This is a genomic window from Bradyrhizobium sp. USDA 376 (assembly GCF_054063675.1).
The window spans coordinates 4,948,555-4,971,020 of sequence record NZ_JBSSGN010000001.1 but is presented as its reverse complement, the minus strand read 5'-3'; the positions used below and the strand labels follow the sequence as shown (position 1 = coordinate 4,971,020).

The window sequence follows — 22,466 nt, the reverse complement described above, 5'->3', positions numbered from 1 at the left end:
GCCAAACGAAAACGGCGGAGACGGTCGCCCGCGTCCGCCGCGCATCAGATCAGGTGTAGCCCTTGCTCTTCTTCCACTCGGCTTCGAGTTCGAAGATGGTCTTCCAGTCGCCGGCCTTGACCTCCGGCACATACGGTTCCTGCGGGATCGTGGTGCCCCAGCCGATGGCGTAGCCGACCAGCGTGTGGTCGTCGCCGCGCATGGTCACGGTGCCGTCGGCGCCGAACGGGCATTTGATGGTGAGGCCCTTCAGCGCCTCCGCAATCTTCTTGCCATCGGCGGAGTTCGCCTTCTTCGCAGCTTCCGCCATCAGCATGATGGCGGTGGCGTTCTCCCATGACCAGTTGGTCGGATATTCGTTGTACTTGGCCTTGTAGGCATCGCCCCAGGCGGCATTCTCCGGCGTGGTCGGGAACGTCTTGATGTAGCGGTTGCCGGAGTGGATGCCCTTGGGCAGGTTCTTCACCACGGTGAGCGCGGTGTAGTCGGCCATGTTGACCGCGAACACTTCCATCTGGCCGAACATCGCGTAGATGTTGGCCTGGTCGATGTAGGAAGTGAGATCGCCGCCCCACAGGCAGGAATACAGCGCTTGCGGCTTGGCCTGCAGGATCTTGGTGACCACCTCGGTATAGTCGGGCTGGAACAGCTTCGGCCAGGACTCGCTGATGATCTCGACCTCGGGCGCGAAGCGCTTCAGGTACAGCGTGAACTCCGCCGTGGTGTCGCGACCATAGGCATAATCGGGCGAGCAGGTCGCCCATTTCTTCAAGCCCTTCGCCTTGGCGATCGCCGCGGCATAGCTGCCGCCGACGATGGAGTCGTGCACGCCCTGTCGCGCGGTGCGGAACGCGTTGGGAATGTGCTGCTTGGGATCCGCGGTCAGCGACGAGGTTTCCGAATTGGTGTGGATGCAGAACACGCCGAGATCGCGCGCGACCTCATGCACCGCGAAGGCGCCGGAGGAGGCCTCGGCGTCGATCATCAGCTCGCAGCCATCGGTGTTGACGAGCTCGCGCGCGACGCGGGCGGCTTCCTGCGGCTGGCCCTTGGAGTCGCGGATCACCATCTCGATCTGCCGGCCGGCGAGACCGCCGGCGGCGTTGACCTTCTCGACCTCGAGCATCACCGCATTGCGCGAGGAGGTGCCGAGCTGCGCGACGCGCCCCGACAAGATCGTTGGCATGCCGATCTTGATGGTCTTGGCCTGGGCGCGCGCCACCCAGGGCGCGGCAAATGTCATCGCACCGGCGCCCATCAGCGCCAGCGTTGAACGGCGGCTGATGCCCGGCATGCGGGTTCTCGTCATTCTCCCCTCCCTCGTTCGGGTCGGCGTTTTCCTGGTCCCTTGCCGGAGATCATCTCGTCTCCGTGTTCCCAAGGATTTCAGAGGTAGGGGGTGACGTCAAGCCAAAGATGAATTATGAGTCAGAATTCATAGGAGAGGAAGCGCGGCCGGCAGCCGGCCCGAAACCAGCGAAAATGATCAATCTGTCGAGTTTCATCGCCTTTCATGCCCGGCACACGCCGGAGCGGCCCGCGCTGAAATACCGCGGCGAGGAGATTTCCTACGCGGCGCTCGACGCGCGCATCCGGAAGGCGGCCGGCTGGCTCGCCGCGCAGGGCATCGGTGCCGGCGATGTCGTGGCCGTGCTGATGAAGAACAGCGCCGCCTTTCTTGAGCTCGTCTTCGCCACCAGCCATCTCGGCGCGGTGTTCCTGCCGATCAATTTTCGTCTTTCGCGCGACGAGGTCGATTATATCGCCGGCAATGCCGGCGCGCGGCTGCTGATCGTCGACGAGGAATTGGCGGCGAACGCCGCGGGCGCGAGGATCGTCGCGCTCAATGAGGCCGCGCAGCAGAGCGTCACGCATCTCGCGGGCGACACGCCGCCTGCGCCGATGCATGTGCGCCAGCCATCAGACCTGATGCGGCTGATGTACACCTCGGGCACGACCGACCGCCCCAAGGGCGTGATGCTCACTTACGATAATTTCTACTGGAAGTCGGCCGACCAGACGATCGCGCTCGGCCTTGGTGCCGATACGCGTCTTCTCGTCGTCGGCCCGCTCTATCACGTCGGCGCACTCGACCTGCCCGGCATCGCCGTGCTCTGGCATGGCGGCTTCATCCGCATCGAGCGCAATTTCGAGCCCGAGACGGCGCTCGCGGCGATCGCGGAGGACAAGCTCAACGCCGCCTGGTTCGCACCCGTGATGACGACGGCGATGCTCACCTGCCCCGCCCGCGACCGCTACGACGTCTCCAGCCTGCAATGGGCGATCGGCGGCGGCGAGAAGACGCCGGAGCTGCGCATCCGCGCTTTCTCGGAGCTCTTCCGCAACGCGCGCTACATCGACGCCTATGGCCTCACCGAGACCGTCGGCGGCGACACCTTCATGAAGGCCGGGCGCGAGATCGAGAAGATCGGCTCGACCGGGCGCGCCATCGCCCATGTCGAGATCGAGATCCGCGACGAGGACGGCAGGACGCTGCCGCCGAACGTCAATGGCGAGATCTGCCTGCGCGGACCAAAAATCACGCGGGGCTACTGGAAGGATCCGGAGAAGACGGCGTCCGCCTTCTTCGGCGACTGGTTCCGCAGCGGCGACATCGGCTATCTCGACGACGAGGGCTTTCTCTACCTGACCGACCGCAAGAAGGACATGATCATCTCCGGCGGCGAGAACGTCGCCTCCTCCGAGGTCGAGCGCGTCATCTACGAGCTATCAGAGGTGCGCGAGGTTGCGGTGATTGGCCTCCGCGATGCGCGCTGGGGCGAGCGCCCCGTCGCCATCGTCGTGCTCGCCGAAGGCGCGAGCCTGGAGCTCCCTGCCCTCACCGAACACTGCCGCGCGCGGCTGGCGAGCTTCAAGGTGCCGAAACAGCTGATCATCCGCGACAGCCTGCCGCGCAACCCAACTGGAAAGATCCTCAAGCGCGTGCTGCGCGCCGAGCTGGAGACGTCCGAATGACGCAAGTGAACGCCAAGGTGACAAAGCTCAACCGCGTCGAGCGCAACGCCTGGACCAAGCAGAAGATCTTCGACGCCGCGACGAAGGTGGTCGGCAAGCACGGCTATGCCGAGGCCTCCGTCGCCCGCATCACCGAACAGGCCGGCGTCGCGCAAGGCACCTTCTACAATCATTTCGAGAACCGCCAGGAACTGCTCGACCAGCTGCTGCCGAAGATCGGCCTCGACATGGTCGAGTTCATCCGCGCCCGCACCGGCAATGCGCATGCGGCGCGGCAGGAGATCGAGCGCTTCTCCGCCTTCTTCGATTTCATCCGCGAGGTCCCGGAGTTCCTGCGCATCCTCAACGAGGCGGAGTTTTTCGCGCCGATTGGCTACCAGAAGCATCTCGACAACATCTCGGTCGCCTATGTCCGCATCCTGCGCCGGGCGCGTCTCGCCGGAGCGATCGAGGATTACAGCGACGAGGAATTCGAGGCGATCGTCCACATGCTGATGGGCTCGCGCGGCTATCTCAGCCGGCGCTACTCCTATTCCGCCGATGGCGTCACCGCCGTCCCCGACCACGTCATCTCCGCCTATCGCAAGCTGATGACGCGCGGCCTCTTCACTGCTTCCGGAGATCAGGACACGCCATGAACATCGAATCTCCGCACAAGCCGCGCGACCTCGCCTCTGCGATCGCCGAAGGCGACATCCGCTGCCTGCTGATGGTGCTGGTTCACATGACCGGCGACGAGAAATGGCTGGAGCCGCCGTACCTGCCCAAGCGCGACATCCGTCTCATTCCCGATCCCGAGGCCGGCGTGCCACGGGAGGTCCAGGACGAGATCCGCGCCGCCGTGGTCAGGCTGTTTGCCGACGACACGCCAAAGCCCGTCATCACCGACCCCGGCGACGGCCTGCTGCTGAGGATGATGCGCGCCTGCCTCGGCGAGAACGTTGCGCCGGAATACGCGCCCCTGATGCGCGAGGAGATGGGTTTTGTGTCACGCGTGGCGCAATGGACGACGCGTCCCTCGGATGACAAGCTCGCCGAGCAGCATGTGCTGATCGTCGGCGCCGGCGTCTGCGCCATCGCACTCGGCGTGGCGCTCGGTCATCTCGGCATCCCCTATACCATCGTCGAGAAGAACGACGAGCTCGGCGGCACCTGGTGGATCAACCGCTATCCCGGCTGCGGCGTCGATACGCCGAACCACTCCTATTCGTATTCGTTCGGCTCGGGCAATGCGTGGACGCGCTATTTCTGCCAGCGCGAGGAACTGCTCGGCTATCTGCTCAAGGTCGCCGACGAATACGGCATTCGCAAGCATCTGCGCGTCAACACCGAGCTGATCTCGTCGCACTGGGACGAAGGCAGGAAGCGCTGGATCTCGACGCTGAAGACCAAGGGCGGCGAAGAGACTTTTGAATCCACCGCGCTGGTTAGCGCCATCGGCCAGCTCAACGATCCCTCCCGCGCCCGCTTCAAGGGCGAGGAGAACTTCGAGGGAACGATCCTGCATTCGGCGCTATGGTCGGGCGACATCAAGTTCGACGGCAAGCATGTCGCCGTGATCGGCACCGGCGCGACGTCGATGCAGCTGGTGCCGTCGATCGCCGGCCGCGTCGCCTCCGTCACGGTCTATCAGCGCAGCGCGCAATGGGCTCGGCCGGTGAAAGGTTATTCCGATCCGATCAGCGAGGGTGCGCGCTGGCTGCTCGCACACCTGCCGTTCTATGTGCAGTGGTACCGCTTCAACATGTTCTGGCGTTACGGCGACGGCCTCCTGCCGTTCCTGCGCAAGGACCCGGCCTGGCCGCATCCCGAGCGCGCCGTCAACAAGGGCAATGACCGGCATCGGCAGGAGCTGACCGACTTCATCCTGTCCGAATTGCAGGGCCGGCCCGACTTGATCGAAAAATGCGTGCCGACCTATCCGCCCTACGGCAAGCGCATCCTGCTCGACAACAACTGGTTCAGGACGCTCACGCGGGACAATGTCGAGCTTGTCACGGACACCATCGACCGTTTCGACGAAAGCGGCATCATCACGAAGGGCGGCAAGCATCGTCCCGCCGACATCATCGTGGTCGCCACCGGCTTCAAGGTGACTGAGATGGCGGCGCGCCTCAACATCACCGGTCGCGATGGCAAGGATTTGCGCGACGCCTGGGGCAACGACAACCCGACCGCATTCCTCGGCCTCACCGTGCCCGATTTCCCGAACTTCTTCTGCATGCTCGGCCCGAACTCAGGGCCCGCCCACGGCGGCAGCGTCATCTTCCAGTCGGAATGCCAGAGCCGCTACATCTCGGCGTGTCTCGCCAGCATGATCGAGCAGAACGTCGCCGCGATCGACGTCCGCCCGGACGTGCTCGACGACTATGTCCGCAAGGTCGATGCCGAGCACGAGGCGATGATCTGGACCCATCCGGGCATGACGACCTACTACCGCAATTCAAGCGGCCGCGTGTTCTCAGCGATGCCGTGGCGGTTCGTGGACTACTGGCGGATGACGCACGATCCGGATCTGGGGCAGTACAGGCTGACGAAGGGGTGACGCCGCCGCCGTTGCGAAAGCAACTCCGCGAAGCTATGTCTTCGCCGTCTGATCTCTTGTCCCCTCCAGATTCGAGAGTGTCGATGCATTTCGTTCGATCGCTGATCGTTTGCAGCCTCGTTGCCATGACCTCAACCGCGATGGCGCAGAGCATGCCCGCCGACGCACCAAATGCACGTGATCATGCCGTGCTCAGCCGCTACGCCGGATCCTGGCTGGTCACTCAAGACGTGAAGGAATTCGATCAGGCCAGCCTTCCGGCAGGCAGAACCGATGTCGTCAAGCTCGAAGGGCGAGTGGGACGCTGGTTCTATCTTGCACCTGCCGGCAAATCCCTGCTGGAAGTCCAGCGCAACTACGAGCAGGCACTGGAACGCGCCGGCGCGACAAAGGTGGATTCCTGCGCTGACGATTGCGGCGAGCGCAGCTTCTCGCGGTTGCAGCAGCAACCGGCCAATCCGCAGCTTGGCAAGGCATCTCTCGAAGGTTGGAGCCCGATCACATTGCTCCAGCAGTGGCAGGACGCTGGCAGCCAGCGCTACTGGTACGGCACCCTGAATGCCTCCGGCACGACGCTGCACGTAGCCGTGCTATCGGCGAAGCCGGGCACTATTGCGCTCGCGGGCAAGTATGTGGCCACGGTGGTGGAAATCGTCGAGCCCAAGACGATGGACGGCAGCAAGGTGACGGTCGATGCCGCCGCCATGGCAAAGGGCCTGCAGAACGAAGGCAAGGTGGCGCTCTACGGCCTATTCTTCGATACCGGCAGGGCAAGCATAAAGCCTGAATCCAAACCTCAGCTCGACGAGATGGCACGCGTCCTTCAATCCAACGCTGCCGCGAAGGTCTTCATCGTAGGCCACACCGACAATCAGGGCACGCTGGATGCGAATCTCACATTGTCGAAAGCACGCGCGCAGTCGGTGGTCGACGCCTTGACCGGTACCTACAAGGTCGACAGCAACCGCATGTCGGCATCGGGCGTGGCGAGCTATGCTCCGCTCGCCAGCAACGCCAACGAGAGCGGCCGCGCACGCAATCGCCGCGTCGAGATGGTGTTGCAGTAGCTCGCGGGCGGCGTGCACGCCATTCTGATTTCACGCCGCCAGCCCGCTCTCCACCGGCGCAAATTCCAGCCCCAGACTCTCGGCCACCGCCTTGTTCGTAATCCGCCCGCGGTGCACGTTGAGGCCGTTGCGCAAATGCGGGTTCTCCAGCACCGCGGCAAAACCCTTGCTCGCGAGCATCAGGCCGAACGGCAGTGTCGCATTGTTCAGCGCCTGGCTCGAGGTCACCGGCACCGCACCCGGCATGTTGGCGACGCAATAATGCACGACGCCGTCGACCTCGTAGGTCGGCTCCGCGTGCGTGGTCGGGTGCGAGGTCTCGAAGCAGCCGCCCTGATCGATCGCGACATCCACCAGCACCGCGCCCGGCCGCATCGATTTGAGCATTGCGCGCGTGACGAGCTTCGGTGCGCTGGCTCCCGGCACCAGCACTGCACCGATCACGACGTCGGCGGCGAACACCTCCTCCTCGACCGACTCGATGGTCGAAAGGCGCGTCCGCACGCGTCCTATAAAGAGATCATCGAGCTGCCGAAGCCGGGGTATGGAGCGATCGATCACCGTGACTTCGGCGCCGAGGCCCGCGGCCATGCGCGCCGCCTGCGTTCCCACCACGCCGCCGCCGAGAATGACGACGCGCGCCGGCTGCACGCCGGGGACGCCGCCAAGCAGCAGCCCGCGGCCGCCGGCCGACCGCTTGAGCGCGGCGCCGGCTGCCTCGATGGCGAGGCGGCCGGCGACTTCGCTCATCGGCGCGAGCAGGGGGAGGTTACCCGCCGCGTCCGTGACGGTTTCATAGGCGATCGCGGTGCAGCCGGAGGCGAGCAGACCCTTGGCCTGTTCGGGATCCGGCGCAAGATGGAGGTAAGTAAAGAGGATCTGGCCTTCGCGAAGCTGAGCCCATTCGCTTCGCTGCGGCTCCTTCACCTTCACGATCATGTCGGATTTGGCGAAGATGTCGCGGGCACTGTCGGCGATCGCAGCCCCTGCCCGCCGATAGACCTCGTCGGACGCGCCGATACCGTTGCCGGCGCCGGTCTCGACCGTCACCTGATGACCGGCGGCGACATATTCACGGACCGCGCCCGGCGTGAGCCCGACGCGATATTCCTGCACCTTGATCTCCCTGGGAACACCGACGTGCATCTTCCGCTCCTTCGCCAACGAATTGATTCCGTTGTTGATCGTAGCGAGGGGGCCGGTTTGGTTTCGTGCAAATATCCGCTAGTTTGGCGAGCTGCGCGCCGGTTTCCGGCGCGGAAACATCCTTTCACGCTGGAAACAAGACTTTGGCCCTGGACCGGAAAGACCTCGCCATCCTCGCGGAACTCACGACCAACGCGCGGGCCAGCCACACCGAGCTCGCCAACAAGGTCGGGCTCTCAAGCACGGCGCTGGCGCGGCGGCAGAAGGCGCTGGAGGACGACGGCTACATCCAGGCCTACCAGGCCGCGCTCGATCTGACGCAGTTCGGCCTGACCACGACCGTGCTGGTGCGTATTGCACTCGAAAGCCAGAGCGACGAGGCGCTGAAGGCGTTCGAGGCGGAAGTGGGGAAATGCCCCTCCGTCGTGCGCTGCTTCCTGATGTCGGGCACCGACGACTACATCCTGATCGTGCTCGCCCGCGACATCCAGGATTTCGAGCGCATTCACCGCACCGAGCTGTCGCGCCTGCCGCGCGTCGCCCGGGTGCAATCGAGCTTCGCACTGCGCGAGATCGTCAACCGCACCGTGCCGACGGTGGTGTTCGGCGAGGTGAAGCGCTAGCGGACGCCATCCCGCACCACTGTCATCGAACTGTCATCGAATGTGCCGAGAGCTGTGTCCCTGGCACATTCGGGATGGACCATGGACTATTTCAAGCGCTTCAACTTCCTGTTCGCAGCACCCATGTTCGACGCCGACGACCTCGAGGGCGTCCGCTTCAATCAGATCATCGAGGAGATCCAGCGCTCCGGCTTCGAGGTGGTCCGGGCCCGCAAGCTGGAGGACGCCGAGATGGCGGTGCAGACCGATGCCGCGATCGGCTGCATGGTGGTGGACTGGGGCAAGAAGGGGCTGGAGGGCAAGACCTCGGCGCTGATCAATTTGATGCGGCGGCGCGGCCTCGACTTCCCGATCATCCTGCTGATCCGTCGCAAGCGCTTCGAGGACCTGCCGGTCGAGGTGCTCGACTTCATCGACGGCTATGTCTTCCTGTCCGAGGAGACGCCGCCCTTCATCGCCAAGAACCTGATCAGCCGGCTGAAGCAATACGCCGAGACGCTGAAGACGCCGTTTTTCGGCGCCCTCGTCGACTATGCCGAGGAAGGCAACCAGCTCTGGACCTGTCCGGGCCACAATGGCGGCGTGTTCTACAACCGCAGCCCGATCGGCCGGGTCTTCGTCGAGCATCTCGGCGAGTCCGTGTTCCGCGACGACCTCGACAATTCCGTGCTCGACCTCGGCGACCTCCTCACCCATGAGGGCCCGGCGCTGAAGGCGCAGAAGGAAGCAGCGGCGATCTTCGGCGCGGAAAAGACCTATTTCGTGCTCAACGGCACCTCGACCTCCAACAAGGTCGCGCTTGGCGCCCTCGTCACCGACGGCGATCTCGTGCTGTTCGACCGCAACAACCACAAGGCCGCCCATCACGGCGCGCTGATGATCAATGGCGGCATCCCGGTCTACGTCCCGACCGTCCGCAACGCCTGGGGCCTGATCGGACCGATGCGCTGGGACATGCTCGACGAGAAGACCCTGCGCGAGGCGATCCGCAACCATCCCCTCGTGAAGGATCGCGATGCCTGGCGCAAGGAGCGGCCGTTCCGCGTCGCCGTGGTCGAGCAGTGCACCTATGACGGGTCGATCCACAGCGCCGAGATGATCATCAAGCGTATCGGCCATCTCTGCGACTACATCCTGTTCGACGAGGCCTGGGCCGGATTCATGAAATTCCACCCGCTCTATGCCGGCCGCTTCGCCATGGGGCTTGCGAACCTGGCCCCCGAAGCGCCGGGCATCATCGCGACGCAGTCGACCCACAAGCAGCTCGCGAGCTTCTCTCAGGCCTCGCAAATCCACATCAAGGACCGCCACATCCGCGGCCAGAAGCGGCGCGTCGAGCACCGCCGCTTCAACGAAAGTTTTATGCAGCACGCCTCTACGTCCCCCTTCTATCCATTGTTCGCTTCTCTCGACGTCGGCGCGCAGATGATGAAAGGCCGCTCCGGCGAGGTGCTGTGGGACGACACGATCCGTCTCGGCATCGAGCTGCGCAAGAAGGTCCGCGCGATGCGCAGGGAGTTCGAGGAGAAGGAGCAGAATCCGGATCGCCGCTGGTTCTTCGAGCCCTTCGTTCCCGATCGCGTCGCCATTCCCGATGTCAGCCGCCCCGGCGCGGCGCATAACGTCGCCTGGGAGACGCTGTCCACCGACGAGCTCGCCACCAATCCCGCGCTGTGGCAGCTCTCTCCTGATACCAACTGGCACGGCTTTCCCGATCTCGCGGAAGGCTTTGCCATGACCGATCCGAACAAGCTGACGCTGCTCACGCCCGGATTCGACCGCGCCGCCAGCGCCTATGCCGAGCACGGCATCCCCGCGCCGGTCGTCGCGCAATATTTGCGCGAGAACCGCATCGTGCCCGAGAAGAACGACCTCAACTCCCTGCTCTTCCTGCTCACCCCCGGCGTCGAGGCGAGCAAGGCCGGCACGCTGATCTCGGGCCTCGTCGCGTTCAAGAGGCTGCATGACGACAATGCGCTGCTGGCCGACGCGATTCCGGAATTCTATCTGCGGCGACAGGCGCGCTATGCCGGCGTACGCCTGCGCGACCTCTGCGGCGACATGCACCGCTTCTTCCGCGCCGCCGATGTCAGCGCGCTCCAGGCCCGGCAGTTCATGCCCGAGCACATGCCCGAGATCGCGATGTCGCCCCGCGATGCCGCGCGCTATCTGTTCAAGAACGACGTCGACTATCTGCCGATCGAGGCGATCGCGGGCCGCATCGCCACCACGCCCTTCGTGGTCTACCCGCCCGGCATCGCCACCATCGTGCCGGGCGAGCGGCTGACGGAACGGGCCAAACCCATGATCGATTATCTCAAGATGTTCGAGACCTGCTTCAACACCTTCCCAGGCTTCGACGTCGAGATCCAGGGCGTCTACAAGGAGATTGATGCCCAGGGGCGCATCGGGCTCTATACTTACGTCGTTGCCGAGTAGGTGCCGATGAACGAAACAGCTGCGCGCGCGAGTGACGAGCCCGTCCTGGTCAGGCCGTCACGCGAGAGCGATGTCGAGGCGATGCTGGCGATCTACCGCCATCACGTCCGCACTGGCGTGCCGCGCGATGTCGAGGGAACCGGTGCGCCGGAGCCGGACGACTTGCGCGACCGCCGCAAGAATTTGAAGCAGACCCGCCTGCCGCATCTGGTTGCGACCTGGCGCGGCGAGGTCGTCGGCTATGCCTATGCCGTGCTGTTCCGCAAGCGCCCGGCCTATCGCTACACCGCCAAGCACTCGATCTATGTCCATCACGCGCATCTCGGCCGCGGGGTCGGACGGCTTCTGCTGCAGGAATTGATCGATGCTTGTGCTGCGGCCGGCTTTCGCCAGATGATCGGCTACATCGACGCGGACAATGCGCCCTCGCTGGCGCTGCACGAGAAGTTCGGCTTCGCGCGCGCCGGCCTGCTCGGCGGCGTCGCCTATCGCCACGGCCGCTGGTCCGACACTGTCATGGTGCAACGCTCGCTCGGCGCGGGGACGACGGCGCCCCCGCCGGTCACGGCGCCCGGGCGTTAGCCCTACGAGGGAAAATCAGCCGGTCTGACGTGGATGCGATCGGCATGCAGCGACCAATGATGCAACGCCTGGTCCTTGCAGAACTTCGCCTTCGCGCGTTCCCTGGCCTCGTCCTCGTCGGCGGCATCGATCTCGAGCGTGCCCTGGCACACCTCGATCTCGCGGCCGTACTGGCCGAGCACGTCCTTCATGAACTTGACCACAAAAGTTGACATGGGACCTCCCTGCTGCCCCGGCGGCACTCTAATCCCATTTAGGCCGGACGGGGTAAGAAGATTTTGACGCGGATCAAGGCCTGGCGAGTCCCGGCCGAAGACTCGTTGCGGAACCCACCGCGCGGGTTTATGGGCAAATGCCGACCGCCCATGAGGATTTTGCCTTGCACTTTGTCTCCGATACCGAAGTCACGAAAGTTCTGACCTTTCCGATCCTCATCGCGGCCCTGGAGGCAGCGCATCGCCGGCCGAAGATGGAGGTGCTGGACGCCTTCCTCGGTGACGAGAAAGGGCAGTACGTCATCCGCAGTGCGGTCGATCCCGGCCGCTACATGGCCAGCAAGATGTTCACCAGCTTTCCGGCCAATCTGGCGGAAGGCAAGATGCCGGCGGTGCAGGCCGTGTGCGTGCTGTTCGACGGCACCAATGGGCGGCCGCTGGCGGCGATGGACGGGACCGAGATCACGCATTGGCGCACCGCGGCGGACTCCGCGCTGGGCACGAAACTGCTCGCCCCGCCCAATCCCGAGACGCTGCTTTGCGTCGGTGCGGGGGAAATGTCCGAATGGCTGATCCGGGGCCATCGCACCGTGCGGCCGTCGCTGCAGCGCGTGCTGATCTGGAATCGTAGCCCGGAGCGGGCAGATGATCTCGCCAAGCGACTGGCGGCGGACGGCGTGAAGACAGAGGCGGTCACGGATCTCGACGCCGCGACGGGCGAGGCCGACGTCATCACCACCTGCACCCGCGCGCACCAGCCGCTGATCAAGGGCAGCAATTTGCGGCCGGGCACACATCTGGACCTCGTCGGCGGCTACACGCCGCAGACGCGCGAGGCTGACGACGACGCGGCAAAGATGTCGCGCGTCTTCGTGGACCGCAGGGAGTCCGCCTTCCATGGCGTCGGCGATATCCTGCAGCCGATCGCGAGCGGCGCGATCAACGAGGCTGACGTCCTCGGCGATCTCTACGATCTCGCCGGCGGCCGGGTGCAGGGACGAACGTCACCGTCCGACATCACCTTCTTCAAGAACGCGGGCGGCGGCCATCTCGATCTCATGACCTGCGAGGCCGTGTTCCAGCAACTCGGCGCAAAGCTGGGGTAGACGCTCCCCTAGACAAGGGCCCTCGTCGGCCATCACGTCGTGATGTCGAGCAGCGACTCTGTCGTTTCGGAGTAGGCTTGAATGACCTTCGCATTGGCAATGAAACTGTACTTTGCGGTCGCAAGCTCAACGAATTCGTTGGCGAGATCGACATTCGGCGCAGCGACCAGGCCGTCCTGGTTTGCGAAGGGAGCACTTGGGTCCGACTGTGCAGTATAGCTCGGCGAAACCGACGACACGGTCGCGACCGTCCCGCCGGGCGTCGAGCCGCTGGATTGGGAGACCTGATCGACGCGCAACGGCACATAGGCCGCGGGAAACGTCGGAGCAATGCCCGAACCGGCCGATGTGCTCGATCCGCCTGACGCAGGCAGCGGGCCGGTCGTGTTGACGTTGGCGATATTGCTCGCGGCCGCGTTCACGCGCAGGCTCGCCGCAGAAAGTCCCGATGTCGCAATCGAAAGTATGCTCATGCTCCCTGATCTACAGGACAAGTCATACGCGTTCATTCACGGCATCGGTAAAATCCGCCGCTTTCTGTTTTCAGCCTCGTAACCAACGATGGGAGCACGATCAGACTTCGCGCGCCCTACCCCGGCATCACGCCAAACGCCTGCTTGAAGCGTTCGGCATAACGCGGCCAGACCTCGGGATTGATGATGCGCGGCGGGCGCTTGCCGTCGAGCGTTTCCAGCACCTGCTCGGCGGCGATGCGGCCCATGTTCTGGCGCGCCTCGATCGTGACGCCGGCGGTGTGCGGGCTCGCCAGCACGTTGTCGAGCTGGAGCAGCGGATGCTCCGGCGGCGGCGGCTCCTTGGACCAGACGTCGAGGCCGGCACCGGCGATGCGCTTGTCGCGCAGCGCCTGCAGCAGCGCGTCCTCGTCGTGGATGAAGCCGCGCGCCGTGGTGACGAAATAGGCATGCGGCTGCATCAGCGCGAATTCGCGCGTGCTGATCAAGTTGCGGCTGCCCTTGTTCAGCGGGCAGGAGATCGAGACGAAATCCGCGCGGCGCAGCAGCTCGTCGAGCTCGACCTTTTCGCCGCCCCGCTCCGCCATCACCTCGGCGGTGAGATACGGATCATAGGCCAGCACCTTCATGCCGAGCAGGCCCTTGCAGAGCGCGGCGATGCGGCGGCCGACATTGCCGAGGCCGATGATGCCGACGGTCTTGTGCTCGACCTCGTTGCCGACGAGTTCGTTACGGTTGACGTCGCGCTCGCGGCGCAGGCGGCGATCGGACTGGATGATGCGCTTGGACAGCGTCAGCATCATCGCCAGCGCGTGCTCGGCGACCGAATGGGCATTGCCGCCGGACTGGTTGACGACCACGACGCCGGCGGCCGTGCAGGCCTCGACGTCGACCGGGTCGAAGCCGGCACCGTTGCTGGAGACGAGCAGCAAATTCGGCGTGCGCTTCAGGAAGGCGGCATCGACATGGAAATGCGGCGCCAGTTCGTCGCGGGCCGCGCCGATCTGGTAGACATGGGTAGCGCCGAGGAGCGGAGCGTAGACATCTTCAGGGCTCCCATTCTCGATGCGATCGAGCCGGACGTCCGGCCGGGCCTTCAGGATGTCGATATAGATCGGATTGGCCAAATAATTGGAGTAGACGACGCGCTTGCTGTTGACGGACATCAGGACCCTTCCGGCTCTCTCGTGGGAGGTCCGCAAGGTCAGCGCGATGCGCGCCCGTCCGTGCCCCTCCCGTTTTCTGGTTATAGCCGCTTATGCCATGGCGGTGCCGGCCACGGCAGGCCGGCTGGCGCAGATCACGGTGCCGGCCCGGACATGTTGACAATCCCGCTGCCTGCGTCAAGTTCGGCAAACCGCCGCGACGGCCAGAACCAAGAAGCATGCGCGGCTCGAGGGAGAACGCAATGGCGATTGCGGAACAGCAGACGCAGGGGACCGGCGACAGAAGCTGGCACAGCATCGTCCTGCAGACCCTGAAGCGGAACGAGATCAGCCTGATCCCTTACGTGCCCGACCGCGTGCTGACGCCGCTGATCAAGAATTTGCACGCCGATCCCTTCTTCACCACCTTCGCCACCGCGCGCGAGGAAGAGGCCGTCGGCATCGTCTCCGGCGCCTGGATGGGCGGACGGCGCGGCGCGGTGCTGATGCAGACGTCGGGCTTTGCCACGCTCGCCAACGTGCTGGCCTCGCTCGCAGTGCCCTACCAGATCCCGCTGATCATGTTCGTCTCGGAGCGCGGCACGCTCGGCGAGTTCAACTACGGCCAGTCGCTGGTCTGCCGCACCATGCGGCCGGTGCTGGATTCGCTGGCGCTGGAGCATCACACCATCACCCGGCTCGACGAGCTCGAATTCATTGCGGATCGCTCGATCAAGCAGGCCGTCACCACGCAGGCGCCGGTGGCCCTGATCCTCAACCCGCTGCTCACGGGCGGCAAGGTCTTCGACAAGTGAGCGCCTCCATGACCACGCGCAATACCGAGGTGATGAACCGCCTCGATGTCACCTCGCGCCTGATCGCAAAGCTCGAGCACGAGGAAGCCGTGATCGGCGGCATCGGCAACACCAATTTCGACCTCTGGGCCGCCGGCCACCGCCCGCAGAACTTCTACATGCTCGGCAGCATGGGCCTCGCCTTCCCGATCGCGCTTGGCGTGGCGCTGGCGCAGCCCGAGCGCCGCGTCTTCGCGCTCGAGGGCGACGGCTCGCTCCTGATGCAGCTCGGCGCGCTCTCGACGATCGCGGCGTTGAAGCCGAAGAACCTGATCATGATCGTGATGGACAACGGCATCTACCAGATCACCGGCGCGCAGCCGACGCCGGCCGCTGACGTCGCCGACATCGTCGCCATCGCGATCGGCTCTGGGCTCGCCAACAGCGCCTGGGCCGCGGACGAGGAGGATTTCGAGCGCCTGGTCGAGGAGGCGATGTCGGCCTCCGAGCCGAGCCTGATCGCGGTCCGCATCGACGACAAGCCGGGCGTCGGCACCACAAGGCGCGATCCCGTGCAGATCCGGGAGCGCTTCATGCACGGCCTCGGCGTGCGCGAGCCACTTTAACGTTTTGTCATTAACTACACGGCGATCTGATTCTCGCGCTGCAACGGGCTGTCGCGATTCCGTGCTATCGGCAACGGATGTCCATTTTTGTTCGTTTTTTTGCCTGGCTGCTCGCCGCCGCCGTCACCTTTGCAACCCTCGGGCCTCCGGGCCTGCGGCCCCATTCCGATCTCGGCCAGGACGGCGAGCATGCGCTGGCCTTCATCCTTGTCGGGCTGGCCTTCGGCCTCGCCTACCGGCAGCGGCGGCTCGCAGTTGCGGCCGTCTCGGTGGTCCTGATCGGCCTGCTCGAGTTGATGCAGTTCTGGGCGCCGGGGCGCCATGCGCGACTGGAGGATTTTCTGGTCGATGCCGGCACCGCCTGCGTCGGCTTTGCGCTCGCCGCCGTCGCCGATTGGGTCATGACCCGGTTTCGGACAACCTCGGCCCAGACAAGCTGAGGCCCCGCGAAGCGATGCTCCGCAGGGCCCGATTCTTCAAAGCCTGTACTGCGCCGATCAGTCGATGATCTTGATGACGCGGCGCGTGCGCGGCTCGACGATCACGCGGCGATCGTTCACGACCGCATAGCGATACTCGGTGTAGTTCGGCACGGGCCGCAGCACCACGGTCGGAGGCAGCGGCTCACCGACAACGACGCGCTCGTGAATCACGACGGAATCACTACGCGGGATACCGCCCAGCACCGCATTCGGAATTTCGAGGCCCGCGCCGACCGCCGCACCGACGGTGCCGCCGACCATCGCGCCGATCGGGCCGCCGACCTCGCCGCCCGCGCGCGCGCCGTCCCTGGCGCCCTGTTCCGTGGTCGACTGAGCGAAGGCCGCACTCGACGCCAGCAGCGACGCGGCAGCCAACGTAATCGCAAGACGGGTTTTCATGTCCTTACGCCTCCAGTGATTGTTGTGCAGCTTCAACCCGCGGAGCCGGAGCATTGTTCCGGTTCCCTCATGGCGAAAGACGCATCAAAACTGGAGACTGTTACCGCGTAACAGTTCAGGCAGCAGTGATCTCGTGGCCCGCCATCAGTTCCAGCGCCCGCACCATCGCGGAATGATCCCAGGCCTTGCCGCCATGCGCGGTGCAGGACGAGAACAATTGCTGCGCCACCGCCGTGCTCGGCAGCGAGAGGCCGAGTGCACGCGCGCCTTCGAGCGCGAGATTCAGATCCTTCTGGTGCAGCTCGATGCGGAAGCCCGGATCGAAATTGCGCTTCACCATGCGCTCGCCATGCACCTCGAGTATCCGGGACGAGGCGAAGCCGCCCATCAGCGCCTTGCGCACCAGCGCGGGATTCGCACCGGCCTTCGATGCGAACAGCAGCGCTTCGCTCACGGCTTCGATGGTCAACGCGACGATGATCTGGTTGGCGACCTTCGTGGTCTGGCCGTCGCCATTGGCGCCGACATGCGTGACGTTCTTGCCCATTTTGTCGAAGACCGGCTTCATGGTGCCAAAGGCCCGCTCCGGCCCGCCGACCATGATGGTGAGGCTCGCAGCTTTCGCGCCGACCTCCCCGCCCGAGACAGGCGCGTCGAGATAATCGGCGCCGAGCACTTCGATCTTCTTCGCGAACTCCTTCGTCGCCAGCGGCGAGATCGAGCTCATGTCGACGACGATCTTGCCCTTGGAGATGCCGCTCGCGACGCCGTCCTTGCCGAACAGCACGGCCTCCACATGCGGTGTATCCGGCACCATGATGATCACGGCATCCGCCGCTTCCGCGACCTCCTTGGCCGATTTGCAGGCGATGCCGCCCGCGGAGATCAGCTCAGCCGCGACCGGCGCGACGTCATGCAGGAGCACGCGATGGCCCGCCGCCAGGAGGTGGCCGGCCATCGGCCGTCCCATGGTGCCAAGTCCGATGAAGCCGATGTCGATCATGTCTTTTGTTCCTCTAGAATTGGGCTAAGTCGATCCGCGGGCGCGGTGCACCTCTCCCGCTTGCGGGAGAGGTCGGCACGCAGTGCCGGGTGAGGGTTCTCTCCACTGGGGATTTTCTCGGCGCACTTCAGCAGCCCCATCGCGGAGACACCCTCTCCCCAACCCTCTCCCGCAAGCGGGAGAGGGAGTGCACCGCCGTTTCCTCACGTCTCAAAAGTCTGCGCCGCGTGCCAGGAGAGGCCTTCCAGCGTCGTGGTGCGCGGCTTGTATTCGCAGCCGATCCAGCCGCGATAGCCGATCGCGTCGAGATGGCGGAACAGGAAGGGATAGTTGATCTCGCCGGTGCCGGGCTCATGGCGGCCGGGATTGTCGGCAAGCTGGATGTGGGCGATCTGGGGCAGATATTCCTGCATGGTGCGACCGAGATCGCCCTCCATGATCTGCATGTGATAGATGTCGTACTGGATGAAGAGGTTGTTCGAGCGCACCTCGGAGATCAGCTGCACCGCCTGCTCGGTGCCGTTGAGATAGAAGCCGGGAATGTCGAGCGTGTTGATCGGCTCGACCAGCAGCTTGATATTTTCGCGGGCCAGCGTCGAGGCGGCGAAGCGCAGGTTTCCGACCAGCGTCTCCTGAAGCTCGCGCGGATCGGCATCGGCAGGCGCGATGCCGACGAGACAGTTGAGCTGGTCGCAATCGAGCGCCTTGGCGTAGTCGATGGCGCGGAACACGCCGTCGCGGAATTCGACGGTGCGGTCGGGCAGAATCGCGATGCCGCGCTCGCCCGCCCCCCAGTTGCCTGCGGGGAGATTGTGCAGCACCTGCGTCAGCCCATGGGCCTCCAGTTGCTCGCGCAGCTGCGCCTTGTCGAAATCATAGGGGAAGAGATATTCGACCCCGGCAAAACCCGCCGCCTTCGCCGCCGCGAAGCGGTCGAGGAACGGCATCTCGTTGAAGAGCATGGTGAGGTTGGCGGCAAATTTCGGCATGATGCTCTCCTTTATTCCGCCGGCTGCAGCACGCGCGTGGTCCCGACCTCGTCGAGCGGCAGGTCCAGCACCTCCTCGAACTCGACGATGTTGTCGATCTCCGTTCCCATCGCGATGTTGGTGACACGTTCGAGGATGAACTCGACCACCACGGGCACGCGGTGCTTCGTCATCAACTCACGCGCGGTCGCGAATGCGGCCTGCGTGTCCTTCGGGTCCGTCACGCGGATCGCCTTGCAGCCGAGGCCTTCGGCGACCGCGACATGATCGACGCCGTAGACGCCGATCTCGGGCGCGTTAATGTTCTCGAAGGAGAGCTGGACGTGGTAGTCCATGTCGAAGCCGCGCTGGGCCTGGCGGATCAGGCCGAGATAGGAATTGTTCACGACGACGTGGATGTAGGGCAGATTGAACTGCGCGCCGACCGCGAGCTCCTCGATCAGGAACTGGAAGTCGTAGTCGCCCGACAATGCGACGATCTCGCGCTCCGGACACGCTGCGCGCACGCCGAGGGCGGCGGGCAGCGTCCAGCCGAGCGGGCCCGCCTGCCCCGCATTGATCCAGTTGCGCGGCTTGTAGACACCGAGGAATTGCGCGCCGGCGATCTGCGACAGGCCGATCACGGTGACATAGGTGGTGTCGCGACCGAACGCCTTGTTCATCTCCTCATAGACGCGCTGCGGCTTGATCGGGACGTTGTCGAAATGGCTCTTGCGCAGCATCGTCTTCTTGCGATCGCGGCAGGTCGCGGGCCACGCCTGGCGCTCGCGGAGCCTGCCTGACCGGCGCCACTCCCTGGCGACGGTGACGAACAGCTCGAGCGCAGCCTTGGCGTCCGAGACGATGCCGAGATCGGGATTGAACACGCGCCCGATCTGGGTCGGCTCGATGTCCACGTGAACGAATTTGCGGCCCTTCGTGTAGGTCTCGACCGAGCCCGTGTGGCGGTTGGCCCAGCGGTTGCCGATGCCGAGCACGAAATCGGATTCGAGCAGCGTGGCATTACCGTAGCGGTGGCTGGTCTGGAGGCCGACCATGCCGGCCATCAGCACGTGATCATCGGGGATCGCACCCCACCCCATCAGCGTCGGCACGACAGGCACGTTGGCGATCTCGGCGAACTCAACCAGCAGGTCCGACGCGTCGGCATTGATGATGCCACCACCCGCGACGATCAGCGGACGCTCGGCGGCGTTGAGCATCTCCAGCGCCTTCTCGACCTGCTTGCGCGTCGCCGCCGGCTTGTAGACGGGGAGCGGCTCGTAGGTCTCGTCGTCGAACTCGATCTCGGCGAGCTGCACGTCGAGCGGCATGTCGATCAGCACCGGTCCCGGCCGGCCCGAGCGCATCACATGAAAGGCCTGGCTGAACACGCGCGGCACCAGCGCCGGCTCGCGCACCGTCACCGCCCATTTGGTCACGGGCTTGGCGATCGACTCGATATCGACGGCCTGAAAGTCTTCCTTGTAGAGCCGCGCACGCGGCGCCTGGCCGGTGATACAGAGGATCGGAATGGAATCTGCGATCGCCGAATAGAGCCCGGTGATCATGTCGGTGCCGGCCGGCCCCGAGGTGCCGATGCAGACGCCGATATTGCCGGCCTTCGCCCTTGTGTAGCCCTCTGCCATGTGCGAGGCGCCCTCGACATGCCGTGCCAGGATGTGGCGGATCGAGCCGCGCTTCTTCAGCGCTGAATAGAGCGGATTGATCGCAGCCCCGGGAACGCCGAAGGCGGTCGAGATGCCTTCTTTCTCCAGGATACGCACGGCCGCATCGACAGCTCGCATCTTCGCCATATCGGACCTCGCTTGGTTTAAGTCAGTGAGCGAGATCATCAGATGCGCGGGATGCGATCTCAACGAGATCGATTTTATTTTCCACGATGCGGCAGCCGTGGAAAAATCGTGGCGGTCTCAATCAGTTAGATCGAGATATGCGTGAAAGCCGCTTCACTCGAACAGCGGCGCCAGCTCCATTTGCGGCACCAGCACGAGGCCTTTGTCGGTGATGCGAATTTCCGGAATGACCGATAGGGGAATCAGATTGAAGCCCATGTAGGGGATGGTGCAGCCGGCTTCCGCCCATTCCTTCTTCAGCGACTTGACCTCTTCGGCGACCTCAGTGACGCGCTTGTCGGAGAGCAGCCCCGCGATCGGCAGCGGAACCAGCGCCCTCACCTTGCCCTCGGCGACGACGCAAACGGCGCCCTGGTGCTCCTTGATCGCCGCGATCGCAACCTGCATGTCGGCCTCGTTGGTGCCGGCGACGATGATGTTGTGGCTGTCGTGGCCGACGCTGGAGGCGACCGCGCCGCGCTTGAGACCAAAATCCTTCAGCAGGCCATAGGCGACGTTACCGGCCGACTTGCCGTGGCGCTCGACCACCGTGACGAAGCAGAGGCCGTAGCGCGCGAACAGCGACAGCCAATCCTTGGCGGGCTCGATCGCGACCTTCTCGTGGATCAGCGTGATGCCGGGCAGCGCGGTCTTGATCGCGTTGACGGTGCAGGCCTTCGCGGGCAGCTCCGGCGTCAACTTCATCTTGTCCGGCAGTTTCACGGTCGCATAGGCGGCCTTCGGATATTGATAGCGCTGCGACAGTGCCTGATCGAGACGCGGCGTGATCTTGCCGTGCTCGACCACGAGCTCACCGCCATACCAGGTGCATTGCGGCATGAGCTGATCGTCCATCAGCACGAGATCGGCGCGGCGGCCGCCGCCGAGACCGCCGATATCGCCCTCCATGCCGAAGCGCGTGGCGCCATGCAGCGAGCCCATCGACCACGCCTGCTCCGGCGACATCCCCGCCTTCACCGCCTCGCGCACCACCCAGTCGAGGCCGAACAGCAGGAGATCATCGGCGTCGCGGTCGTCGGTGCACACGGCCGTGCGCTTGTGCGAGGCCCCGAGCTCGGTGATCGTCCGGATAGCCTGCGGCAGCGAGTGCCAGGGCGTGGTCGGCGGTCCCCCGCGCAAAAACACCCAGACGCCCGCATCGAGCAGATCGTCGGCGATGTCGCGGTCGATCGCCTCATGGGTGTCGGTGACGCCGCTCGCCGCATAGGCCGCGACGAATTCGCGGCCGTAGACATGGCCTGACACCGGCCGTCCACGTTTCAAGGCGGCCGCGAGGATCGCATGGCTGCGCTCGTCGCCCATCGTGACAGGTACAAAGTCCATCTTCTCGCCGAGCGCGACCGCCTCGGGCCAGCGATCGAACAGGCCGGCGATCTTGTCCGGCGTGAGATCGCCGCCCGCGGTCTCAAGTTCCGCCGATGTCGCCGGCACCGTGCTCGGTACCGTCAGGAAGATCGAGAGCGGCGCCTCGCGCGCGTCCTCCAGCATCGCCTCGACGCCGGCGACGTCCATCACGTTGCCGATCTCGTGGCTGTCGCAGAATATCGTCGTGGTGCCGTTGAGCAGCGCCGCCTCGGCATAGGCGCAGGCCGTCACCATCGAAGATTCGATATGGATGTGCGGATCGACGAGGCCCGGCGCGATGATGCCGCCTGCTGCGTCGTAAAGCGCAACGTCGCTCCAGGCCTTCTTTGCTGTGCCTGCCGGTTTCACCGCCGCGATGCGGCCGCCTGTGATCCAGACCTCCCGCCCCTGATGGATGCGCTCGGAATAGGTCGAGAGCACCCGCGCGCCTGATATGACGAGATCCGGCGCGACACGGGCCGAGGCGACGTCGGCGAGGCGCCGCGTCATGCTGTGCAGCGGCGCGACGGAGAAACGGGTCAGTTTGGTCATCGGGGCTCTCGCGGAGATTGGACAGCCCGGCGATGGTTGCCCTCGACAGCGGCAGGGGCAACTCAAATAAAACGGCACCCGTGCTTACGCATTGGGCACGGGCG

Annotated in this window: 21 protein-coding genes; 11 read left to right on the top strand and 10 right to left on the bottom strand. The window is 64.8% G+C overall.

Going from position 1 to position 22,466, the window contains the following annotated elements; genetic code table 11:
• Positions 1 to 49 precede the first annotated feature (49 nt).
• Positions 50 to 1,309, bottom strand: a complete 1,260-nt coding sequence (locus tag ACVJ19_RS23165; RefSeq protein WP_211401105.1) for an ABC transporter substrate-binding protein — start codon at positions 1,307 to 1,309, stop codon at positions 50 to 52.
• Between the two features lie 173 nt (positions 1,310 to 1,482).
• Between ACVJ19_RS23165 and ACVJ19_RS23160 the strand changes: the two genes are divergently transcribed.
• From ACVJ19_RS23160 to ACVJ19_RS23145, 4 genes are all read left to right on the top strand, one after another.
• Positions 1,483 to 2,976: an AMP-binding protein gene (locus tag ACVJ19_RS23160; protein ID WP_453951319.1), complete on the top strand. Its 1,494-nt coding sequence runs from the start codon at positions 1,483 to 1,485 to the stop codon at positions 2,974 to 2,976.
• Positions 2,973 to 3,614 (top strand): TetR/AcrR family transcriptional regulator, encoded by a 642-nt coding sequence (locus ACVJ19_RS23155; RefSeq protein ID WP_453951317.1) that lies wholly within the window; start codon positions 2,973 to 2,975, stop codon positions 3,612 to 3,614. The genes ACVJ19_RS23160 and ACVJ19_RS23155 overlap by 4 nt, the downstream gene beginning before the upstream one ends.
• Positions 3,611 to 5,521, top strand: a complete 1,911-nt coding sequence (locus tag ACVJ19_RS23150) for a flavin-containing monooxygenase (RefSeq protein ID WP_453951315.1) — start codon at positions 3,611 to 3,613, stop codon at positions 5,519 to 5,521. Before ACVJ19_RS23155 ends, ACVJ19_RS23150 begins: the two co-directional genes overlap by 4 nt.
• Before the next feature lie 83 nt (positions 5,522 to 5,604).
• Positions 5,605 to 6,588: an OmpA family protein gene (locus ACVJ19_RS23145; protein WP_453951314.1), complete on the top strand. Its 984-nt coding sequence runs from the start codon at positions 5,605 to 5,607 to the stop codon at positions 6,586 to 6,588.
• Positions 6,589 to 6,618: 30 nt separating this feature from the next.
• Here the strand turns inward: ACVJ19_RS23145 and ald are convergent, their stop codons facing one another.
• Positions 6,619 to 7,734 carry an alanine dehydrogenase gene (gene ald / locus ACVJ19_RS23140; RefSeq protein ID WP_453951313.1) on the bottom strand — a complete coding sequence of 372 codons (1,116 nt, stop codon included), beginning with the start codon at positions 7,732 to 7,734 and terminating at the stop codon, positions 6,619 to 6,621.
• 143 nt (positions 7,735 to 7,877) lie between these two features.
• Here ald and ACVJ19_RS23135 point away from each other — a divergent pair, with 143 nt between their 5' ends.
• The 3 genes from ACVJ19_RS23135 to ACVJ19_RS23125 all read left to right on the top strand — a co-directional run bounded on the left by ACVJ19_RS23135 (position 7,878) and on the right by ACVJ19_RS23125 (position 11,378).
• On the top strand, positions 7,878 to 8,357 hold the full coding sequence (locus ACVJ19_RS23135) for an Lrp/AsnC family transcriptional regulator (protein ID WP_211401110.1): 480 nt from the start codon (positions 7,878 to 7,880) through the stop codon (positions 8,355 to 8,357).
• A gap of 81 nt (positions 8,358 to 8,438) precedes the next feature.
• Positions 8,439 to 10,796, top strand: coding sequence for an Orn/Lys/Arg family decarboxylase (locus ACVJ19_RS23130; RefSeq protein WP_453951312.1), 2,358 nt, complete (start codon positions 8,439 to 8,441; stop codon positions 10,794 to 10,796).
• Between the two features lie 6 nt (positions 10,797 to 10,802).
• Complete coding sequence (locus tag ACVJ19_RS23125) at positions 10,803 to 11,378, top strand: N-acetyltransferase family protein (RefSeq protein ID WP_453951311.1); 576 nt, start codon at positions 10,803 to 10,805, stop codon at positions 11,376 to 11,378.
• 2 nt (positions 11,379 to 11,380) lie between these two features.
• On the opposite strand, the gene ACVJ19_RS23120 is transcribed toward ACVJ19_RS23125, so the two are convergent.
• Positions 11,381 to 11,593: a hypothetical protein gene (locus ACVJ19_RS23120; protein WP_270169416.1), complete on the bottom strand. Its 213-nt coding sequence runs from the start codon at positions 11,591 to 11,593 to the stop codon at positions 11,381 to 11,383.
• Between the two features lie 164 nt (positions 11,594 to 11,757).
• Here ACVJ19_RS23120 and ACVJ19_RS23115 point away from each other — a divergent pair, with 164 nt between their 5' ends.
• Positions 11,758 to 12,699, top strand: a complete 942-nt coding sequence (locus tag ACVJ19_RS23115; RefSeq protein WP_453951310.1) for an ornithine cyclodeaminase family protein — start codon at positions 11,758 to 11,760, stop codon at positions 12,697 to 12,699.
• 32 nt (positions 12,700 to 12,731) lie between these two features.
• Here ACVJ19_RS23115 and ACVJ19_RS23110 read toward each other — a convergent pair whose 3' ends face one another.
• Together ACVJ19_RS23110 and ACVJ19_RS23105 are read right to left on the bottom strand one after the other, a co-directional pair.
• The gene (locus ACVJ19_RS23110; RefSeq protein WP_456739429.1) at positions 12,732 to 13,172 is read right to left on the bottom strand and encodes a flagellar basal body rod protein FlgC; all 441 of its coding nucleotides are present in this window, start codon (positions 13,170 to 13,172) and stop codon (positions 12,732 to 12,734) included.
• Between the two features lie 116 nt (positions 13,173 to 13,288).
• Positions 13,289 to 14,338: a hydroxyacid dehydrogenase gene (locus ACVJ19_RS23105; protein WP_453951308.1), complete on the bottom strand. Its 1,050-nt coding sequence runs from the start codon at positions 14,336 to 14,338 to the stop codon at positions 13,289 to 13,291.
• Between the two features lie 242 nt (positions 14,339 to 14,580).
• Between ACVJ19_RS23105 and ACVJ19_RS23100 the strand changes: the two genes are divergently transcribed.
• From ACVJ19_RS23100 to ACVJ19_RS23090, 3 genes are all read left to right on the top strand, one after another.
• Positions 14,581 to 15,132 carry a thiamine pyrophosphate-binding protein gene (locus tag ACVJ19_RS23100; protein ID WP_453951307.1) on the top strand — a complete coding sequence of 184 codons (552 nt, stop codon included), beginning with the start codon at positions 14,581 to 14,583 and terminating at the stop codon, positions 15,130 to 15,132.
• 8 nt (positions 15,133 to 15,140) lie between these two features.
• Entirely contained in the window at positions 15,141 to 15,737 is a 597-nt protein-coding gene (locus ACVJ19_RS23095; protein WP_453951306.1) for a thiamine pyrophosphate-dependent enzyme, read from the top strand.
• A gap of 77 nt (positions 15,738 to 15,814) precedes the next feature.
• Positions 15,815 to 16,177, top strand: coding sequence for a VanZ family protein (locus ACVJ19_RS23090; protein ID WP_453951305.1), 363 nt, complete (start codon positions 15,815 to 15,817; stop codon positions 16,175 to 16,177).
• Positions 16,178 to 16,234: 57 nt separating this feature from the next.
• On the opposite strand, the gene ACVJ19_RS23085 is transcribed toward ACVJ19_RS23090, so the two are convergent.
• The 5 genes from ACVJ19_RS23085 to ACVJ19_RS23065 all read right to left on the bottom strand — a co-directional run bounded on the left by ACVJ19_RS23085 (position 16,235) and on the right by ACVJ19_RS23065 (position 22,362).
• Positions 16,235 to 16,618 carry a DUF1236 domain-containing protein gene (locus ACVJ19_RS23085; protein WP_453951304.1) on the bottom strand — a complete coding sequence of 128 codons (384 nt, stop codon included), beginning with the start codon at positions 16,616 to 16,618 and terminating at the stop codon, positions 16,235 to 16,237.
• A gap of 115 nt (positions 16,619 to 16,733) precedes the next feature.
• Positions 16,734 to 17,621, bottom strand: coding sequence for a 2-hydroxy-3-oxopropionate reductase (locus tag ACVJ19_RS23080; RefSeq protein ID WP_453951302.1), 888 nt, complete (start codon positions 17,619 to 17,621; stop codon positions 16,734 to 16,736).
• A gap of 203 nt (positions 17,622 to 17,824) precedes the next feature.
• Positions 17,825 to 18,610, bottom strand: a complete 786-nt coding sequence (gene hyi / locus ACVJ19_RS23075; protein ID WP_453951301.1) for a hydroxypyruvate isomerase — start codon at positions 18,608 to 18,610, stop codon at positions 17,825 to 17,827.
• A gap of 11 nt (positions 18,611 to 18,621) precedes the next feature.
• Positions 18,622 to 20,406 carry a glyoxylate carboligase gene (gene gcl / locus ACVJ19_RS23070; RefSeq protein WP_453951300.1) on the bottom strand — a complete coding sequence of 595 codons (1,785 nt, stop codon included), beginning with the start codon at positions 20,404 to 20,406 and terminating at the stop codon, positions 18,622 to 18,624.
• Positions 20,407 to 20,559: 153 nt separating this feature from the next.
• The gene (locus tag ACVJ19_RS23065; RefSeq protein ID WP_453951299.1) at positions 20,560 to 22,362 is read right to left on the bottom strand and encodes an adenine deaminase C-terminal domain-containing protein; all 1,803 of its coding nucleotides are present in this window, start codon (positions 22,360 to 22,362) and stop codon (positions 20,560 to 20,562) included.
• Between the last annotated feature and the right edge of the window lie 104 nt (positions 22,363 to 22,466).

What these genes read in the sequence shown, in the direction of transcription:
- ACVJ19_RS23165 (WP_211401105.1), bottom strand. Translation starts at nt 1,309, where the DNA reads ATGACGAGAACCCGCATGCCGGGCATCAGCCGCCGTTCAACGCTGGCG.
- ACVJ19_RS23160 (WP_453951319.1), top strand. Translation starts at nt 1,483, where the DNA reads ATGATCAATCTGTCGAGTTTCATCGCCTTTCATGCCCGGCACACGCCG.
- ACVJ19_RS23155 (WP_453951317.1), top strand. Translation starts at nt 2,973, where the DNA reads ATGACGCAAGTGAACGCCAAGGTGACAAAGCTCAACCGCGTCGAGCGC.
- ACVJ19_RS23150 (WP_453951315.1), top strand. Translation starts at nt 3,611, where the DNA reads ATGAACATCGAATCTCCGCACAAGCCGCGCGACCTCGCCTCTGCGATC.
- ACVJ19_RS23145 (WP_453951314.1), top strand. Translation starts at nt 5,605, where the DNA reads ATGCATTTCGTTCGATCGCTGATCGTTTGCAGCCTCGTTGCCATGACC.
- ald (WP_453951313.1), bottom strand. Translation starts at nt 7,734, where the DNA reads ATGCACGTCGGTGTTCCCAGGGAGATCAAGGTGCAGGAATATCGCGTC.
- ACVJ19_RS23130 (WP_453951312.1), top strand. Translation starts at nt 8,439, where the DNA reads ATGGACTATTTCAAGCGCTTCAACTTCCTGTTCGCAGCACCCATGTTC.
- ACVJ19_RS23125 (WP_453951311.1), top strand. Translation starts at nt 10,803, where the DNA reads ATGAACGAAACAGCTGCGCGCGCGAGTGACGAGCCCGTCCTGGTCAGG.
- ACVJ19_RS23120 (WP_270169416.1), bottom strand. Translation starts at nt 11,593, where the DNA reads ATGTCAACTTTTGTGGTCAAGTTCATGAAGGACGTGCTCGGCCAGTAC.
- ACVJ19_RS23110 (WP_456739429.1), bottom strand. Translation starts at nt 13,172, where the DNA reads ATGAGCATACTTTCGATTGCGACATCGGGACTTTCTGCGGCGAGCCTG.
- ACVJ19_RS23105 (WP_453951308.1), bottom strand. Translation starts at nt 14,338, where the DNA reads ATGTCCGTCAACAGCAAGCGCGTCGTCTACTCCAATTATTTGGCCAAT.
- ACVJ19_RS23100 (WP_453951307.1), top strand. Translation starts at nt 14,581, where the DNA reads ATGGCGATTGCGGAACAGCAGACGCAGGGGACCGGCGACAGAAGCTGG.
- ACVJ19_RS23095 (WP_453951306.1), top strand. Translation starts at nt 15,141, where the DNA reads ATGACCACGCGCAATACCGAGGTGATGAACCGCCTCGATGTCACCTCG.
- ACVJ19_RS23090 (WP_453951305.1), top strand. Translation starts at nt 15,815, where the DNA reads ATGTCCATTTTTGTTCGTTTTTTTGCCTGGCTGCTCGCCGCCGCCGTC.
- ACVJ19_RS23085 (WP_453951304.1), bottom strand. Translation starts at nt 16,618, where the DNA reads ATGAAAACCCGTCTTGCGATTACGTTGGCTGCCGCGTCGCTGCTGGCG.
- ACVJ19_RS23080 (WP_453951302.1), bottom strand. Translation starts at nt 17,621, where the DNA reads ATGATCGACATCGGCTTCATCGGACTTGGCACCATGGGACGGCCGATG.
- hyi (WP_453951301.1), bottom strand. Translation starts at nt 18,610, where the DNA reads ATGCCGAAATTTGCCGCCAACCTCACCATGCTCTTCAACGAGATGCCG.
- gcl (WP_453951300.1), bottom strand. Translation starts at nt 20,406, where the DNA reads ATGGCGAAGATGCGAGCTGTCGATGCGGCCGTGCGTATCCTGGAGAAA.
- ACVJ19_RS23065 (WP_453951299.1), bottom strand. Translation starts at nt 22,362, where the DNA reads ATGACCAAACTGACCCGTTTCTCCGTCGCGCCGCTGCACAGCATGACG.